13 protein-coding genes and 2 pseudogenes are annotated in these 17080 nt (G+C 58.1%); 10 read left to right on the top strand and 5 right to left on the bottom strand.

Features of this window, described 5'->3' with window-relative positions; genetic code table 11:
* Nucleotides 1–124 precede the first annotated feature (124 nt).
* Nucleotides 125–457 (bottom strand): hypothetical protein, encoded by a 333-nt coding sequence (locus tag ACI94_RS06060; protein ID WP_286681210.1) that lies wholly within the window; start codon nt 455–457, stop codon nt 125–127.
* Nucleotides 458–814: 357 nt separating this feature from the next.
* Nucleotides 815–1900: an FmdE family protein gene (locus tag ACI94_RS06055; RefSeq protein WP_286681209.1), complete on the bottom strand. Its 1086-nt coding sequence runs from the start codon at nt 1898–1900 to the stop codon at nt 815–817.
* 580 nt (nt 1901–2480) lie between these two features.
* On the opposite strand from ACI94_RS06055, the gene ACI94_RS06050 reads away from it, so the two are divergent.
* The 10 genes from ACI94_RS06050 (at nt 2481) to ACI94_RS06005 (ending at nt 14228) form a co-directional block, all read left to right on the top strand.
* Complete coding sequence (locus ACI94_RS06050; protein WP_066954943.1) at nt 2481–3488, top strand: asparagine synthase C-terminal domain-containing protein; 1008 nt, start codon at nt 2481–2483, stop codon at nt 3486–3488.
* Nucleotides 3478–3747, top strand: coding sequence for an Asp-tRNA(Asn)/Glu-tRNA(Gln) amidotransferase subunit GatC (gene gatC / locus ACI94_RS06045; RefSeq protein WP_066954941.1), 270 nt, complete (start codon nt 3478–3480; stop codon nt 3745–3747). Before ACI94_RS06050 ends, gatC begins: the two co-directional genes overlap by 11 nt.
* A complete protein-coding gene (gene gatA, locus ACI94_RS06040) occupies nt 3748–5049 on the top strand; it encodes an Asp-tRNA(Asn)/Glu-tRNA(Gln) amidotransferase subunit GatA (protein WP_066954939.1) in 1302 nt (433 codons plus the stop codon). It begins immediately after the preceding gene.
* Nucleotides 5046–6461, top strand: a complete 1416-nt coding sequence (gene gatB / locus ACI94_RS06035) for an Asp-tRNA(Asn)/Glu-tRNA(Gln) amidotransferase subunit GatB (protein WP_066954936.1) — start codon at nt 5046–5048, stop codon at nt 6459–6461. The genes gatA and gatB overlap by 4 nt, the downstream gene beginning before the upstream one ends.
* A gap of 6 nt (nt 6462–6467) precedes the next feature.
* Nucleotides 6468–9263: a DNA topoisomerase I gene (locus tag ACI94_RS06030; protein ID WP_066954935.1), complete on the top strand. Its 2796-nt coding sequence runs from the start codon at nt 6468–6470 to the stop codon at nt 9261–9263.
* A 4-nt stretch (nt 9264–9267) separates the two neighbouring features.
* Nucleotides 9268–9960: a phosphoglycerol geranylgeranyltransferase gene (locus ACI94_RS06025; protein ID WP_066954932.1), complete on the top strand. Its 693-nt coding sequence runs from the start codon at nt 9268–9270 to the stop codon at nt 9958–9960.
* 3 nt (nt 9961–9963) lie between these two features.
* On the top strand, nt 9964–10662 hold the full coding sequence (locus tag ACI94_RS06020; protein ID WP_066954929.1) for an RNA methyltransferase: 699 nt from the start codon (nt 9964–9966) through the stop codon (nt 10660–10662).
* A 22-nt stretch (nt 10663–10684) separates the two neighbouring features.
* Nucleotides 10685–11254 carry a dCTP deaminase gene (gene dcd, locus ACI94_RS06015; RefSeq protein WP_066954926.1) on the top strand — a complete coding sequence of 190 codons (570 nt, stop codon included), beginning with the start codon at nt 10685–10687 and terminating at the stop codon, nt 11252–11254.
* Between the two features lie 125 nt (nt 11255–11379).
* Nucleotides 11380–13215 (top strand): threonine--tRNA ligase, encoded by a 1836-nt coding sequence (locus ACI94_RS06010; RefSeq protein WP_066954923.1) that lies wholly within the window; start codon nt 11380–11382, stop codon nt 13213–13215.
* A 557-nt stretch (nt 13216–13772) separates the two neighbouring features.
* Nucleotides 13773–14228 (top strand): ferritin family protein, encoded by a 456-nt coding sequence (locus ACI94_RS06005; protein WP_286681208.1) that lies wholly within the window; start codon nt 13773–13775, stop codon nt 14226–14228.
* Nucleotides 14229–14291: 63 nt separating this feature from the next.
* On the opposite strand, the gene ACI94_RS06000 is transcribed toward ACI94_RS06005, so the two are convergent.
* The 3 genes and pseudogenes from ACI94_RS06000 to ACI94_RS05990 all read right to left on the bottom strand — a co-directional run.
* Nucleotides 14292–15476 (bottom strand): cation:proton antiporter, encoded by a 1185-nt coding sequence (locus ACI94_RS06000; RefSeq protein WP_286681207.1) that lies wholly within the window; start codon nt 15474–15476, stop codon nt 14292–14294.
* Between the two features lie 266 nt (nt 15477–15742).
* A pseudogene (locus ACI94_RS05995) lies at nt 15743–15862 on the bottom strand (hypothetical protein); the annotation flags it as partial.
* A 514-nt stretch (nt 15863–16376) separates the two neighbouring features.
* Nucleotides 16377–16943 (bottom strand): annotated as a pseudogene (locus ACI94_RS05990) (recombinase family protein); the annotation flags it as partial.
* Nucleotides 16944–17080: the final 137 nt, after the last annotated feature.

Genomic DNA, 17080 nt, shown 5'->3' with positions numbered 1-17080 from the left:
CCCCGCCGGAGAAAGAGGCTGGCAGCGATTCAGGCGGGATGCACCATCGCATCCCGTTCGGTCGCCGCGATCTCCCGCAGGAGCCCGAAAGGTCGGCGATCGGGTAGTGCCCCCGCCGGCATGTTCAGAACTCTTCCGCGATGCCGTAGCCGTACGACCGCAATACCTCGCTCCCCCGCTGCTCCGGGTATGCGGCAAGCACGAGCCCCCGCGACTCCAGGAACTCCTCGGCGGATACGATGGAGATAGGTTGGATCTGTTCGTCTTCGCCGGGCTCCATCGACCAGATGTGGATGTAATAGATATCCGGCAGCCCCTCCTCTTCGTGCAGGTAGAGATCCCTTCCGCGCCCGAATGCCCCGCCTGCGTCACCACCCCGCGGCGCGAGGTAGAGCCAGGCATCGCGGTCGGTGTCGAGGAGGAACTTGCCTTTCCCGGATTGAATACGTTTCTTCATGGTCAGTCACCTCTGCCCCGCCGGCCGTGCAGGGCAGTTCGGCAGGCGGCGACGATGAACTCCGGGAGCCCGGTGAGGTGGCCATGGCCCTTCCCACGGCCCGGGCCGAACAGGAGGTTTTGCCGCCGCCCGCCGACCGGAGATAGAACAGGGAGTAACATATATCTTTCGTATAGTAACATAAAATAACAGACATTATATTTTTTGTAACAAAGAGCCCGGAGGGCATGCCACGGCCGCTCGAAGGGCGCGCTGCATGTACACGCCGAAATCTTCAACGTCCAGACCTCATTCAGAGATCTAAACCAGAGCAGGGGCTGAACCCCTGCCCGGCGCATTGCTCACAAAAGGGGAAGGCTATGCACTGGTCGCGCACAGCATCCCGACCACCACATAAGGATTGTTGGCCGGATTCTTCAGGTCGGCAAGCATCTGTTCGTTCACCTCGAACTCCTCCATCACCGTGACGTAGTCCCCGGGGTTCCCGATGTTCTGGACCATCTCGACGGTCCGTGTGGGCTTCTCTCCCCACGAAGGCCCGGTCCAGGGCGTCGAATCGAACTGGAACCCAAGGGCAAGCGCACGGCCGGTCTTCTGTTGACCATCCCAGCGGATGAAGATTCCCGCCGGGCGGGTGCCGTACGCCTCCGTCAGTGCCTGTTCGTCTTCCCCGGAGAGCGGGAAGATGTAGTGGCCGCCTTTTCCGGGGGTAAGGTCCCAGAGGATCGGAAATATGTCGTCCTTGCACCACATGGGACAGGAGATGACCACATAGGAAGTATCGTTGGTGATCGGCATCTCCTGCTCGACGTACTTTGCGAGCAGATATCCGCTGGATACACCGGGGCAGAAGTGATTGTGGAGCATGACGCATGACATGAGGTCGTACGGCGCCCCGTGCGCCCATGCGTTGGCGATCGGGACCAGCGAGGACGCGTCACCCAGGTTCTTCATGGTCGCATTCCCTACCTTGGTGTCGGCGAGCATCTTATCCAGGTCGCCGGTGACGACAACGACCTTCGAGAATGTCTTGCTGATGGGCGTCGCCTTCAGTTCGGCCGGACTTTTAGTGTAACTGGCTACATCCGGTTCCAGGTAGACGGCCTTTCCGGACTTCTTGTTATAGAAGTAGAACCAGAGCGGTTTCCAGTCGGCCCGGTTCACCTGCCAGAGCGTGTTGTCCCCGTTCTGCAGGCCGCTTACCTTCGTGATCCCCGATACTGCCCGCTCGGTCGTCTGGCCGCCCACGACGGCGCGACCGGCATTGGTCAGTACAAGGACGTTTGGGTCGCCTTTGCTGAATTTCAACTGATCCATCGCGGCCAGTGCCGCGCGCTCTCCCAGTTCTTCCATGCGGTCCGCGTCCGGCAATGCCGCCATTGCCGGGACACAGAGCAGGCATGCCAGCAGGATGCCGGATAGCAATTTAATAACATTCTTCATAGTATCGTCGCGCAGGAATCCCGGATTTCAACCGGGAAGGGTGCGCGTCCTCCATTGTAAGCGGTTCAAGGTCTGCGGCCGGCGCAGAATGCACCGGTCTCTTCCCGTAGCGATACCACAACGTGATCCTGACGTCATGACCAGGATCACGCCGATAACCGGCGAGACAGTGTTCTCATTGTTCCCTCTCTCATGCAGCATGCACCATTGCCTCTTCAGCCGGGCAAGTCTCTCCGCGGCTGACTACGAGAAAATAATACTAATAACAATAAAAATATGATCATATGTGATTACATGGAGAACAAATAGCACCGGATATATCGCCACCCAAATAGATAATATGCAAACACGACGCGAGGCGGCAAGATCACACGCCAAGATGACGCTGCGTCCGGTCAGGGTCGCCATCTCCGCCCGGGGATGACAGATCTAGACAGAAACCCAAAAAACCGCCAGCATTTCGCCTAGGCAGATGTACGCACATTTATAGTTCAACAGTGCAAACACTGACACGGATCCGTTTTTTGAGGTGACCACGCACCGCGTGAACCTCACGGCAAGAACTGCTGGATTACGGAATATGCCGACCATGAACTTGAAGGGCTGGATAGAACAAGACGGGATGCGGCTCTCTCCTGCCGACCTGGAGCGGATGCTCAAAGAAGGGCCAGAGACCATCACCCGGTGCGGCGGTGAGTTCCTGCTCACCTGGGATGACTGCATCGCCCGCGACGCTTTCGGGATCATCCCTGGCCCGGTCCCGCCGGGAACCATCTCCTGCAACGGACGCGAGATCCTCAGGATAAATCCCGATCCGGCGCCCTGCACCCTTGAAGAGGCAATCGTCACCGCGGTCAGCCTCCGGAGCGATGAAGGCGTGGTGGCATTCTCCGGCGGTCTCGACTCGGCCCTCATTGCCGGGCTTGCCCGTCTTCCCTGCGTGACGGTGGGGGTCGAAGGGTCGCATGATGCGACTTGGGCAGCAAAGGCAGCGAGGATGATGGACCTAGACCTTGAGATCGTCACACCAAGAGAGAATGAAGTCGCAGAGGCACTCGACCGGGTGGTCCGGGTGATCCCCGAGCCCACAAACCCTCTCGAGGTCTCAATCGCAACGACCCTGTATTTTGCCGCTGAGTGGGCAGCAGAACACGGGCACACCAGGATCCTCTCCGGGCAGGGAGCAGACGAACTCTTCGGCGGTTATGCCCGCTACCTCTCCTCGCTCGACCTCGCTCGCGACCTCGACCGGGACTTTGCTGATCTCGGGCGCCAGAGAAGGCGGGATCAGGCAGTCGCGACGCTTCTCGGGACGAACCTCTCGCTGCCCTACCTGGATGTCCGGGTGGTGCGCGCCGCACGAGCGATCCCGGCCGAGGAGATGGTGCGCGGCGGGGTGAGAAAGCACCCCCTGCGGGTGGTCGCAGAACACCACATTCCCACCGAAATGGCCTGGGCCGAGAAGAAAGCGATGCAATACGGGAGCGGAATCTGGAAAGTTATCCAGCGGCTCGCTCGTAGGAATGGTTATAAAAAGTCGGTACAAGGGTACTTAACGGAGATAAGTAGGGCGGAACATGATCACTGAAAGAGATATTGAACATATAGCAGAACTTGCAGATATCGGCATATCAAAAGACGAAGTGCTGGAATTCACCACCCAGTTCAACGCAATCCTCGACTACTTTAAAGTTCTTGACACCGTAGTCGATGAAAGCACCCCGGCCGCCGGGATCTTCAACGTCTTTCGGGAGGATGAGCCCCGACCAAGTCTCTCACAGCAGGATGCCCTCGCGAACGCGGGTTCTACCGAGGATGGGTTCATAAAAGCGCCGAGGGTGATGTGAGTGACGGGGATTCTTGACTACTCGCCGGACGATCGGTACAACGCATTCATCACCACCTGCCGCGAGGCACCGTATGGCGATGGCGTGCTCGGCGGCGTTGCCGTCGCGATCAAAGACAACATCTCCACGGCCGGTATACAGACTACCTGCGGGTCACGGATTCTCGAGGGCTACATCCCGCCGTACGACGCCTACGTCGTCGAACTCATCAGAAAAGCAGGAGCCGCGATCGTCGGCAAGACCAACATGGACGAGTTCGGCATGGGCTCCACCACCGAGACGAGCGCGTTCGGTCCCACAAAAAATCCAGTCGACCCGACGCGAGTACCGGGCGGGTCATCCGGCGGAAGCGCCGCCGCCGTGGCTGCGGGGCTCGTCCCGATGGCGCTCGGCACCGATACCGGCGGCTCGATCCGATGTCCTGCGGCGTTTTGCGGGATCGTAGGGCTCAAACCCACGTACGGTCGGGTCTCACGTTACGGCCTCATTGCCTACGCAAACTCCCTTGAGCAGATCGGACCGATGGCACGGACGGTAGAGGATGTATCGCGCCTGATGTCGGTGATCGCACGGTACGATCCCCGCGACTCGACAATGCTTGACCGCCCGTATGACCACAAGCCTTCGGCCGATGTCAAAGGGCTCCGGATAGGGATCCCGAAAGAATACTTCGGCGAGGGCGTGGACCCCCGTATCGCAGATACGGTCCGCGACGCGATCGGAGTCCTTGAAGGGCTCGGGGCCGAGACCGTCCCGGTGAGCATTCCCGGCATGCAGCACGCGCTTGCGGCCTACTACGTCATCTGCACGAGTGAAGCCTCCTCGAACCTCGCCCGGTTCGACGGCGTCCGTTACGGCCCGGCGGTAGATACCAGGAAGACCTGGCACGAGGCCTACCAGGACCTGCGGGGGAAGTTGTTCGGGGCCGAGGTCCGGCGCAGGATCATGCTCGGCACCTTTGCGCTCTCTGCAGGCTACGCCGGCCGATACTACGCAAAAGCGCAAATCGCCCGCCGAAACATCAGAGATGACTTCGAGCGGGCCTTCCGCGAGGTCGATGTCATCGCCGGACCCACGATGCCGACCGTGGCCTTCCGCCTCGGCGAGAAGACCGACCCGCTCTCGATGTACCTCTCGGATATCCTCACGGTGCCCGCAAACCTCGCCGGAATCCCGGCGATATCGGTTCCGTGCGGCAAGGTGGACGGCCTACCTGTGGGGCTCCAGATTATGGGGAGGCAGTTTGAGGACGAGCGCGTCGTCGATACCGCGTATGCCTACGAACAGGAGGTGCGGGCATGAAGACGATCATCGGGCTTGAGATCCACGTCCAGCTCTCGACCGCAACGAAGCTCTTCTGCGGGTGCTCGACGGACTACCGTGACGACGAGCCGAACACTCACTGCTGCCCGATCTGTCTCGGGCTACCCGGTGCGCTTCCCCGCTTAAACAGGAAGGCGGTCGAGTATGGTCTCTCCGTCGCAAAAGCCCTCAACATGAAAGTTCCTGAAGTCTCGGAGTTTGCCCGGAAGAATTACTTCTACCCGGACCTCCCAAAGGCCTACCAGATCACCCAGTACGACAAACCGCTCGCTGTCGAGGGGACCGTCGAGATCGAGGACGACGAAGGGCACGAGAAGATCGTCCGGATCACCCGGGTTCACCTCGAAGAGGATCCCGGAAGACTCGTCCACGTCACGGGATCCTCGAAGTACTCGCTCGTCGATTATAACCGGTCTGGTATCCCGCTTCTTGAGATCGTCACCGAGCCGGATCTGCGGTCACCACAGGAGGCTCGCCGGTTCCTCAACAAACTCAGGGCAATCCTCGAGTATCTCGGGGTCTTTGACGGCGATCGGGAAGGTGCTCTCCGTGTGGATGCAAACATCTCACTTGAAGGCTCCGAACGGGTTGAGGTCAAGAACATCTCCTCCTACAAAGGCGTCGAGAAGGCCCTCACCTTCGAGGTGACCCGGCAGAAGAACCTGCTCCGGCGTGGACAGAAAGTTGTGAGGGAGACCCGGCACTTCATGGAAGGGCGCGGGATCACCACCTCCGCTCGCGGCAAAGAGGAGGAGTACGATTACCGCTACTTCCCGGAGCCCGATCTCCAGCCGCTCCGCGTCGCGGACTGGATGGAAAAGATCAAACTTCCCGAACTGCCCACTGCACGAAAGAACCGGTTCATGGAGCAGTACGGTATATCACTCAACCATGCCCGAACCCTGACCGGCGACCCGAAACTCGCCGATTTCTACGAACATGTCGCACCCGTGGACCCGATCCTCTCCGCTACCTGGGTGGCCGATATCCTCCTCGGGGAACTCAACTACCGTGATATGAGCATATCCGCCGTCCCGCCCGAGCGTTTCATGGAACTCCTCGCGCTTCTCCGGTCGGGGACGATCACCGACAAGGCCGGGGTCCAGGTCCTCAGAGAGATGCTCAATGCCTGCGCCGCAGGAAAGCCCTGTGAAGCGCCTGCAACGATCGTTAAGCGTGAAAACCTGGCAAAGGCTGCTGGAGACGAATTTACCGCCATCGTGCAGGCTGTGCTCGCTGCAAACCCCCAGGCAGTGAGTGACTACCGGGCCGGCAAGAAGGGCGCCCTGAACTTCCTGGTGGGCCAGGTGATGAAGGAGACCCGTGGACGGGCAGACCCGCGGGAACTTGGGCGCATCGTAGCCGAGTGTATTGATAAAAGCGAGGTGTAATCCGCAGTGCACCTGATCATAGCAGAGAAGAACATCTCAGCAAACCGAATCGCACAGATCCTCGCTGGCAACGAGAAGGTAAAGGCGGTCAAAGAGGGGAACGTATACACCTACTCCTTCGACACCAAGACAGTGGTGGGCCTCAAAGGGCACGTGGTGGAGATTGATTTCGAGCCCGGCTACACAAACTGGCGTAGCGAAGTCCACACCCCCAGAAGCCTCATCGATGCGGGCACCGTCAAGAAACCGACTGAAAAGAAGATTGTCAACCTGATCCAGAAACTTGCAAAGAAGGCAGACCTCGTCACCATCGCGACGGATTACGATACCGAGGGAGAACTGATCGGCAAGGAGGCCTACGAACTTGTCCGTGCGGTGAATCCGACGGTCAAGATCAACCGGGCCCGATTCTCGGCAATTACCCCGGCGGAGATCCGGGCCGCCTTTGAAAACCCAACCGATCTTGATTTCGCCCTCGCAGCCGCCGGCGAAGCACGCCAGACGGTCGACCTGATGTGGGGTGCGTCGCTGACCCGGTTCATCAGCCTTGCGGCCCGGCGGGGTGGCAAGAACATCCTCTCCGTCGGCCGGGTCCAGAGCCCGACGCTTGCGATGATCGTCGATCGGGAGCGCGAGATCGAGAACTTCGTCCCACAGACATACTGGATGCTCTCGCTTGAGACCGAAAAAGACGGCATGCAGGTGGAGGCACGGCATACCAACGGACGGTTCACCGACCACGATGCGGCTCTTGCCGCGAAAGCGGGGACAAAAGAGCCGCTTGTGGTCACAAGCGTAAAAGAAGGTCAGAAGAACGATCGGGCGCCGACACCGTTCGACACCACGACCTTCATTGTCGCGGCGAGCCGTCTCGGCTTCTCCGCGGCGAATGCTATGAGGATCGCCGAAGACCTCTACATGAACGGTTACATCTCCTATCCGAGGACCGACAACACGGTCTACCCGAAGTCGCTGAATCTGGACGCGATCTTAAACACCCTCCGGGGCGGGGTGTTTGATGCGGACGTCGCCTGGGTGCAGCAGCACCGGCGACCGGTCCCGACCAGGGGCAAGAAGGAGAGCACCGACCATCCGCCGATCCACCCGACGGGCGCCGCAACCCGCGAGGCTCTAGGGCAGGACCAATGGAAGGTCTACGAACTCGTTGTCCGTCGGTTCCTTGCGACCCTCTCTCCCGATGCGCAGTGGGTGACTACCAAATGCCTCTTCGATGCATCTGGAGAGCCGTACACGGCAACAGGCGGCCGACTCATCTCCCCCGGATGGCGCAGGATCTATCCATACTCTGAGGCAAAGGAGAATATCCTCCCGGTGCTTGCCGAGGGAGATCGCCTCCCAATAAAGAAGGTAAACCTCGAGGAGAAGCAGACACAGCCTCCGGCACGCTACTCCCAGAGCCGTCTCATCCAGGTGATGGAGGAACTCGGTCTCGGTACGAAGAGCACCCGGCATGAGGTGATCGGGAAACTCATCGCCCGTCGCTATGTGGAGGGGAACCCGCTCCGACCCACTCTCGTCGGGAGAGCCGTCACGGACGCTCTCGACAACCACGCGGAGATGATCACCGAGCCCGAGATGACCCGGACGCTTGAAGAGCATATGCAGCTCATCAAGCAGCGTGAGCGTACCCGCGACGACGTCATCGCAGAGTCGCGCAAGATGCTCCATAAAGTCTTTGACAAGCTCGAGGCGCACGAGGAGGAGATCGGCAGCGAGATCATGGAGCAGACCGCAGAGGAACATACCGTCGGTCTCTGCCCGGTCTGCGGGCACGAACTCCGGATCCGGCATCTGGGTGTCTCGCAGTTTATAGGCTGCACCGGCTATCCGGAGTGCCGGTTCAACATCAGCCTACCCGGCAGCACCTGGGGACGGGCAATCCGGCTCGAAGATACCTGTGAGAAACACGGGCTCGCCCACGTCCGCCTGATCCAGAAGGGATCTCGCCCATGGGATCTCGGCTGCCCGCTCTGCAGCCACATTACCTCAAACCTTGAGGCGCTCCGGATGATGCCCTCGATGACCGATGATCTCATTGAGCGCCTCCATGCGCGCCACATCTACACAGTCTCCGAGATCGCCGGCATGCGGCCAAAAGATCTCATGGAGGCTATTGCTGTCGGCGAAAACGAGGCCGATCGGCTCATAGAGGAGGCGAAAGATGCACTCGAGATCCTTCGACACCGATCGGAACTTCGAAAGTTCATCAGAAAGATCGTGCCGCCGAGGAAGGGCCGGAGCCATGCAAAGATCATGCAGAGCCTTCTCGAGCAGGGGATCGGGGATATCCGCGCGCTCTCCGGGGCCGACCCTGCCGCGCTCAAGAAGGCCGGAATCCCTGAAGCGGCGGCTACGGAGCTCCTTGAGGCAGCGCGCGGCCTCTGCAACGAGCGCGCACTCCGGGAGGCCGGGATCCCCGCGGTCAGCCTGAAGAAATACCAGGCCGGTGGTGTTGCAACACCCGATGACCTCTGCTACCTCCCTATCCCATACCTTGCAAGCAAAACCGGCATTAATCCGGAGACCGTACATAAACATGTGGATATGGTCTGCAGGCGCCTTGGACGCCCCACCCCGCCGAAAGTCACCAAGGCCGCCCTTGAGCGCGGGCGAAAAGAGCTCCTGGAGATCCCCGGGATCGGGGAGGCGACCGTGGAGAAACTCTACCTTGCAGGCATATATGACGCCGCAACACTGCGGGAGGCCGACGTGGATGAGGCTTCCTCGATCACCGGCATCACAAAGACCAGACTCCACGACTACATCGGCCATCTGAAGTGACACCATGCACGCGAACTGGAAGACCTGGGCACACGTGACAAAACTGGACCCCGACAAACACCTTCCGCAGGGAGCCATAGAGGAGATCGCAACAAGCGGAACTGACGCTCTGATGCTCTCGGGCACCCTGAACGTAACTCCGGAGAACCTCTCCGAACTCCTGGACCTGGTCTCGGCATACGGGTTGCCGCTGGTAGTAGAGCCGGCAGGTCCTGAATGCGCCATATTCGATGGTGCGATCGACTACCTCTTTGTGCCCAGCGTGATGAATACAGACGACGTCCGCTGGATCGTCGGAAAGCATCACACCTGGCTGCGCCATGCGAGCAGCATCATGTGGGATATGGTGGTGCCTGAAGCCTACATCGTCCTCAACCCGAACTCCGCCGTCGGGAGGGTGACGGGAGCAAACTGCGCACTCTCAGCTGAGGATGTGGCCGCGTTCGCGGAAGTAGCAGACCGTTACTTCCACTTCCCGATCGTCTACATCGAGTACAGCGGGACCTACGGGGACCCTTCGATCGTGCAGGCGGCCGCCAACGCAGTCGAGCATGCTACCCTATACTATGGCGGCGGGATCCGCTCGGCGGAGCAGGCGGCGGAGATGGGCCGTATTGCCGACACGATCGTTGTAGGGAATGCCGTCTACGAGGAGGGAATCGATGTGCTCCGGGCGACGGTCCGGGCCGTACAGTGAGACATGCCTGAGATTTCAATCGTCCTGGTCGAACCCCTCTATGAGGGGAATGTCGGATTTACCGCCCGGGTGATGAAGAACTTCGGATTCACCCAGCTGGTCCTCGTCAACCCCTGTCCCCTTGGCGACGATGCTATCATGCGCGCCTCCCATGCCCGCGACGTCCTGGAGAATGCTCAACGGATGACGATCGAGGAGATCTACCGGGAGTTTGACTTTGTGATCGCGACGACCGGCGAAGTGAGCAAGTCCGTCTGCACCCCGATGCGGATGCCCTACTACTCGCCGGCGGAGGTCCGGGAGATCGTCGCCGATATCGATGGTTCGATTGCAATCCTCTTTGGGCGGGAGAACTGGGGCCTTGCAAACACCGAACTTGCGCGGGCAAACCTCATCTGCACCATCCCGACCTCGAAGGTCTACCCCATCCTCAACCTCTCTCACGCGGTCGGGATCCTCTGCTATGAACTTGCGAATCTGCCTCGCGGGACGTATCCTCTTGCAGGACCCATCGAGATGGACTCGCTCTACCAGCACATCGAGACCTTCCTCGATAAGATCGACCACCCGGATTTCAAGCGAGAGAACACGATGCTTCTCATCCGCCGGGTGCTTGGCCGGACCAAACTCACCACCCGCGAGGTGAGTACGCTTCATGGGTTGATGCGCCGGACGGAGTGGCATCTCGAAAACAAAGAATAGTTTGCGGGAGAGATCTAAGAGAATGATTCTTGTCGACTGGCAGATAGAAGACCGCATCAGGCGCGGGCACATCAAGGTGCATCCCTATGATCCCGGCCTGATCCAGCCCAACTCCCTCGATATCAGACTTGGTTCTCACTTCGTCTGGTACACCCCGGGAGATACAGTGATCGACCCCTACGAGAAAGAGACAATCTGTGCAAAGACCGAAGAGTTGGTGGCTGACTCGATCGTCCTTGCCCCCGGGCAGTTCCTCCTCGCTGAGACACTCGAGGAGATCGAACTGCCCGACGACGTCGTGGCAAGCATTGAGGGGAAGAGCAGCATTGCGCGCCTCGGGATTGAACTCCACCAGACGGGGGGCTGGATCGATGCGGGTTTCCGCGGGACAATCACGCTCGAGATGTGCAATGTGAACTCAAGACCCGTTCGGGTCTACGCAGGGATGCCGATTGGGCAACTGGTCTTCTATCGCACGGATCGCGCAGCGTGCCCGTACAATATGAAGAAAGACGCAAAGTACATGGACCAGCGGCAGGCGACCCTCTCCCGTTACCATGAGAATGCGCGCGCCAAGCATGATCTCTCTTGATGACAATCCAGCAAATTCTATCCCGAGGGGGGCCATACGGCGAGGCAGAGGGTACTCACGCCCAAAGAGCGTCATGCACTATATAGCAAGAAAACAGATATTGAACGATTCAACTGGGGATAACAATGCGACTCCTTCTAATCCACTCTGATCATATCGAATACGAGGCCCGGAAGAAGACGAAGGTCGCCGAAGAGGATGTGGTCCCAAAGGACGCCCTCGATGAGGCACTCGCCGTCTTCTGCGCGGTTGAGTCTGTCGACGAGGAGAATATCGAGGATGCCGTCAGGCAGGCGACAGACGAGATCGTCGCCACCGCCCGGCAGCTCGGCACCACCAATATCATGATCTACCCGTATGCCCACCTCTCCTCCGACCTTGCGTCGCCGGAAGCGGCGGTGAGCGTTCTAAAGGGCATTGAGGAGGCCCTCAAAGAAAAAGAGGGCTTTGTCGTAAAGCGGGCGCCGTTCGGCTGGTACAAGGCATTCTCACTCTCCTGCAAGGGTCACCCGCTCTCGGAGCTCTCGCGGACGATCGTCCCGGGAGAAGGGGCGGCCGCACCGAAGAAAGAGATCGAGCACGAGTTCTTTGTCCTCACTCCCGAAGGGGAGCGCAAAGACACGGCCGAATACGTGAAGGAGAATACCCCCTTCGCTGCGCTGATCCGAAAAGAACTCGGATATCCGGGGCAGGAAGGGAGCGAACCGGTTCATGTGGATCTGATGCGGTCCAAGGAACTTGTGGATTATGAACCGCGCTCGGATGTCGGGCACCTCCGCTGGATGCCGCGGGGTAAACTGATCCGGGACCTTCTTTCCGACTACGTCCTTGCACGGGTGCTCGAGTACGGCGGGATGCCGGTGGAGACGCCGGTGATGTACGACCTCGCCGATAAGGCGATCTCGGAGCACGCGGCCAAGTTCGGGGAACGCCAGTATCGGTTCAAGAGTGGCAACCGCGATATGATGCTCCGTTTCGCCGCATGTTTCGGGATGTTCTGCACCATGCACGATATGCATATCTCCCCGAACACCCTCCCGATGAAACTCTATGAGCTCTCGACCTACTCGTTCCGGCACGAGCAGAAGGGCGAGGTGATCGGCTTAAAGCGTCTGCGTGCCTTCACGATGCCCGATATGCACACCCTCTGCCGCGACGTCGACGACGCACTCAAGGCGTTTGAGGAGCAGCTCGCGATAGGCTGGAAGAGTGGTGCAGATCTTGAGACGCCGCTCGTCGGGGTCTTCCGGTGCACCCGCGACTTCTATGACCAGTACGAACTCTGGGTGAAGGGAATCGTCGCAAAGTCGGGTGTCCCAATGCTGATCGAGATCCTCTCGGAGCGGGTTCACTACTGGATCGCTAAAGTCGATCTTGCGGCAATCGATGCCCAGGGAAGACCGATCGAGAACCCGACGGTCCAGATCGACGTCGAGAGCGCCAATAGGTTCGATATTAAGTATTACACCCCCGACGGGACGGAAGTCCACCCCCCGATCCTCCACTGCTCACCGACGGGCTCGATCGAGCGGGTGATCTGTGCGATGCTCGAGGGCACTGCAAGTCAGGAGGTCCCCTCGTTCCCGACCTGGCTCGCACCGACCCAGGTCAGGCTGGTGCCGGTGGCGGAGCGGCACGTCTGCTTCGCCGAAGATATCTGTGCACGCCTGAACGCTGCCAACATCAGGGCGGATGTTGACGACCGGGACGAGAGCGTGAACAAGAAGATCCGCGAAGCCGGGATGGACTGGGTACCGTACGTTGCGGTGATCGGCGACCAGGAAGCCGAGACCGGCAGGCTCACAGTCACCATCCGAAAGCTCTCCGAGAAGAAGAAGCCCTACAAAGAGTCAATGACCGAGAACGAGCTCATCCAAGCGGTGCAGATGGAGACCGCTGGAAAACCATTCCGACCGCTCTACACCCCGAGGCTTCTCTCGCAGAAGCCCCGGTTTATCTAAATCTTTTTTTGTGGAATTTCCGGACGCGACGACCCGGAGCACAGGAGCACACGCAAGGTCCGCAGGTGCAACGTGCAGATGGATGTGTTCACTGCCTCATTCTTTGAACCGTCACACGCACGTGGCAGCGGCAGAGCGTTTGCACGAGGAGAAATTCCAGTAAAGTCGACAGTGGTGGCCTTGCGCACCTCTCTGGTAGCGGTGGCGGACACTGATGATCGGGGAGGATGCCCATACACATTAGGTTACGCCCTGCATGGATTTGGAGGGGATATCGCATTTTGGGAATGGGAACCGGGGAGTGCGAGCGAAGCGAGCTTGAGAAACTCGAAGAGTTTCAAGGAACGACGGATTGAAAGTCCGGAGTTCGAGCACCTGACAGCGCACAACCACCACTCCTGCAAAAACGTCATCCCTCCCGGCAACCCCGGGATAGTCACACAGGAAAAACACCAACCCTCTCCCCCATACACCCCACGAACCCGACACCACACCAGAGCCTGCCTCCAACAAGGTTTAAGGCGCTCAAGATGCTATTGCCCACCGGTGCATAACCCATGGATGTTGAAGAATATCGTTCAATCATATCGAATGCCATCGAGCGGGAGATCGAGTCTTACACCTTCTACCGCACGGTCAGAGAGAAGGTCAAGGATGAGAACCTGAAAAACCTCTTCAACGAACTTGCCGGTGAGGAGAGCAAGCATCGAAAGACACTTGAGGGATTTCTGATGAAAGAACCCGGAAAACTCAGGTTCGACACGAAGAGGGACTACAAGATTGCCCAGATGCTGGAGACCCCCCCGCTCTCGGCAGACTTAAAGCCGCTCGACGGTCTGGTTCTCGCGATCAGAAAGGAACTCGACGCAATGCAGATGTACACCCAACTCGCGAGTCTGAGTGTGGATCCGGAACAGGCCGAGTTGTTCGAGAGCCTCGCCGCAATGGAACGGGGTCACAAGGCGCGCCTTGAGGACATCTACACCAACATGGCGTTCCCGGAGGCATGGTGAGGGGAGAGCAGGCGGACCTGCCCCCAGCACCTCCTTCACGCTTCTTCCTGCCCCCGGCCCCTCTTACTCCGTGGCGCAGTAAGCACCTTTGAAGAACCAGTTCCGGTAGACGATCGGGGTGATGAGTGTGGTGAGCAGGCTCATCAGGACGATGGCAACGAAGATCCCCTGGCCGATGAGCCCCGACTCGAGGCCGATCAGGGCGACGATCATCGCCACCTCACCCCGCGGCGCCATCCCGAACCCGATGATGAGGGAGTCCTCCCGGCACATCCCCATCAACCGGGCAGGGAGACCGCACCCGATGACCTTGGTGGCGATGGCGACCAGGGTCAGCACCAGGAGGAAGAGGGTCGTGTCGGACGTGAGCGCACGAATGTCTGCGAGAATGCCGAGGGATACGAAGAAGATCGAGGCAAAGACGATCTGGAAGTATTCTGCGCCCTCGTGGACACCCTTACTCTGCCGGAGTTCGACGCGGGCAAAGGCAACCCCGGCGAGGAACGCACCGATGATGCCTGATAGGCCCACCAGGTCGGCGAGCATCGCATACAGGAACGCCACCATCATGGCGAAGATGAAGACAAACTCAGGATACTTCCGCGCCAGGGGGGTTGCGTCCATCCGTTCGATGACCTTTCGGATGCCGAAGTACCCGACGGCACCGGCGACGACGATGAACCCGACGGCCCTGGCAAGCATCAGGACGGTCGGGGTCAACGAGACATCCCCGCTCACGACGAGATCGGTAGAGACGGCAAGCACCAGGAGGGAGAGGACGTCGTCAATGACCGCGGCGCCGATGATCGCCCGTGCCGCCTCAGTCTGGAGCACGCCGATCTCTTTGAGCACGTTTGCGGTTATGGCGATACTCGTCGCGGTCAGGGCCGTGCCGACGAAGATCGCGCTCGCGAAGTCGAACCCGAAGAGGACAGCCGTGGCGTAGCCGCCTATCCACGGGATGATCACGCCGACAAGGCCGATGACGCCGTAACGCGGATCAATAATATCCCTGATATTAAACTCAAACCCGATGACGAAGAGGAGGATGATTGCCCCGAGATGCGCCAGGGTCGCGACGAAGTCGGTGTAGGTGATCAGGCCAAGCACGCTCGGTCCGACCAGAACCCCGACGAGAATCGCCCCGATCGTCGCCGACTGGTTGATCCGGGATGCCACGAGGTAACCGGCGAGCGCGAGGAAGAGGAGGAGGCTCATCTGGAGCTCGATAGATAATCCGCTGTCCATTGCTACGTACAGTTAGAGATGAGTCTCTTAAGAATTTTGTGAAACCCAAAGGAGTTGCTGCCAAATCCGGCTCCAAAACAGGAATATCTGATCATTTCAAGAATTGATTGACATAATCGGAACCCCCTTGCGGTTCCATCTCGCCAAAGTCGAGCCCGCGCGCTCTAAAAACAGCAGCCCCCAAATCTTAAATCCATAAGGGGATCGCCGGGAGAGTCATCGCCGCACGATCCTCTCCATCAGCAATCAACGCTCTGCGAGAGATCCTACCTGACAAACCCCCCCCGCCCGGCATATCGGGCGGTATCCCCGGCTGCCTCCTCGATCCTGATAAGCTGGTTGTACTTCTCCACCCGCTCCCCCCGCGCCGGTGCACCGGTCTTGAGGTGTGTAGTCTGGATAGAGCGAATACGTTTTTTGATGGTCAGGCGGGGATGGGTTTAACCCCGCCTTAAATACAAATGTGATTTTGTGTGGGTCTGCTGTTCCATCCTCACGTCGCTCTCCGATAATTACATGGTCTATTACAGTCTCAAATACATCTCGGTCAAACTCCGATAAAACTGGACTGACTGATAAAACCTCTTTACACTTTTCAATCTGTTCTTTTACCCTCTTTTCATCTGTATCTGCTTCCTGTAACTCCTTTTGCTTCTCGTATAAAGGCTGTAAATCATCTTCAATCTCAACTTTCTTTGCCAAATAATCAGTCTGTGTTATTACCCCATCCAATAAATGGTCCAGCAGCTTTTTGAGCTTTAACTCATAACTGTTTATCTGCTTATTTATTTTTGCCAGTTGCTTTGTGGTATCTGTTGACCGTAGACTTTCTTCTAGTCGTGCTAAAAACTCCGATAAAACATCACTGTTATCACCAGCTAATAAGTTATAGCTCTTTATAAAGGCATCCTCGATTATCCTCTCGTCGATTGCCTTGCACTCTGGACAATACTTCTTCCCCTTTTTAGTGTAGGTTACGCAGTGCCAAACCCACTTTTGATGTGCTGTGCCGCTATGATGGCTCCTACGTGATAAGTTGCTGCCACAAAAACCACACTTCAACATACAGCTAAATGCATATTTTCTGCTGTATTTATTGCAGTTTTTATCGGTCGGCTTAACTTTTCCTTCGTTACGCTTTTTGAGTATTGCTTGTGCTCTCTCAAACGTCTCCTTATCTATAATAGCAGGATGAGCTTCCTCCAAATAAAACTGGTCGGCTATTCCTCGATTATCAATACGACGATGAGCTATCGGGTCAACTGTTACTGTCTTTCCTTGCAATAAGTCACCTGTATATTTTTCATTTTTAATGATGCCTAAAACTGTTGTATCTCCCCACTGCGTGTTACCTCTCTTTGTCTTATATCCAAAAGCTTCTAGCTCTCGTGCTATCGTTCGACCACCAGCTCCCTCTATATACCTCTTAAAAATATATCTTACAATTTCAGCTTCTTGCTCATTTATCGGCTCTGTTGAAACCCTCTAGTCGAGGGTCGGCTCCATCTGAGGGGAAAGATCTATAAAACCGTTGCTCCTTGTGTTAATGACGAAACCAACAACAAGGAGCAGAGTTAGTGTCGACGAATGGCTATATCAACCTT

This window comes from Methanoculleus sp. DTU007, assembly GCF_001512385.1.
GTDB classification, from domain to species: domain Archaea; phylum Halobacteriota; class Methanomicrobia; order Methanomicrobiales; family Methanoculleaceae; genus Methanoculleus; species Methanoculleus thermophilus.
The sequence above is the reverse complement of the archived record's forward strand: the minus strand, read 5'-3'. Positions and strand labels throughout refer to the sequence as shown.

Excerpts from the sequence above, each read along its gene's own strand:
- ACI94_RS06060 (WP_286681210.1), bottom strand. The coding sequence starts at position 457 with ATGAAGAAACGTATTCAATCCGGGAAAGGCAAGTTCCTCCTCGACACC.
- ACI94_RS06055 (WP_286681209.1), bottom strand. The coding sequence starts at position 1,900 with ATGAAGAATGTTATTAAATTGCTATCCGGCATCCTGCTGGCATGCCTG.
- ACI94_RS06050 (WP_066954943.1), top strand. The coding sequence starts at position 2,481 with ATGCCGACCATGAACTTGAAGGGCTGGATAGAACAAGACGGGATGCGG.
- gatC (WP_066954941.1), top strand. The coding sequence starts at position 3,478 with ATGATCACTGAAAGAGATATTGAACATATAGCAGAACTTGCAGATATC.
- gatB (WP_066954936.1), top strand. The coding sequence starts at position 5,046 with ATGAAGACGATCATCGGGCTTGAGATCCACGTCCAGCTCTCGACCGCA.
- ACI94_RS06025 (WP_066954932.1), top strand. The coding sequence starts at position 9,268 with ATGCACGCGAACTGGAAGACCTGGGCACACGTGACAAAACTGGACCCC.
- ACI94_RS06020 (WP_066954929.1), top strand. The coding sequence starts at position 9,964 with ATGCCTGAGATTTCAATCGTCCTGGTCGAACCCCTCTATGAGGGGAAT.
- dcd (WP_066954926.1), top strand. The coding sequence starts at position 10,685 with ATGATTCTTGTCGACTGGCAGATAGAAGACCGCATCAGGCGCGGGCAC.
- ACI94_RS06010 (WP_066954923.1), top strand. The coding sequence starts at position 11,380 with ATGCGACTCCTTCTAATCCACTCTGATCATATCGAATACGAGGCCCGG.
- ACI94_RS06005 (WP_286681208.1), top strand. The coding sequence starts at position 13,773 with ATGGATGTTGAAGAATATCGTTCAATCATATCGAATGCCATCGAGCGG.
- ACI94_RS06000 (WP_286681207.1), bottom strand. The coding sequence starts at position 15,476 with ATGGACAGCGGATTATCTATCGAGCTCCAGATGAGCCTCCTCCTCTTC.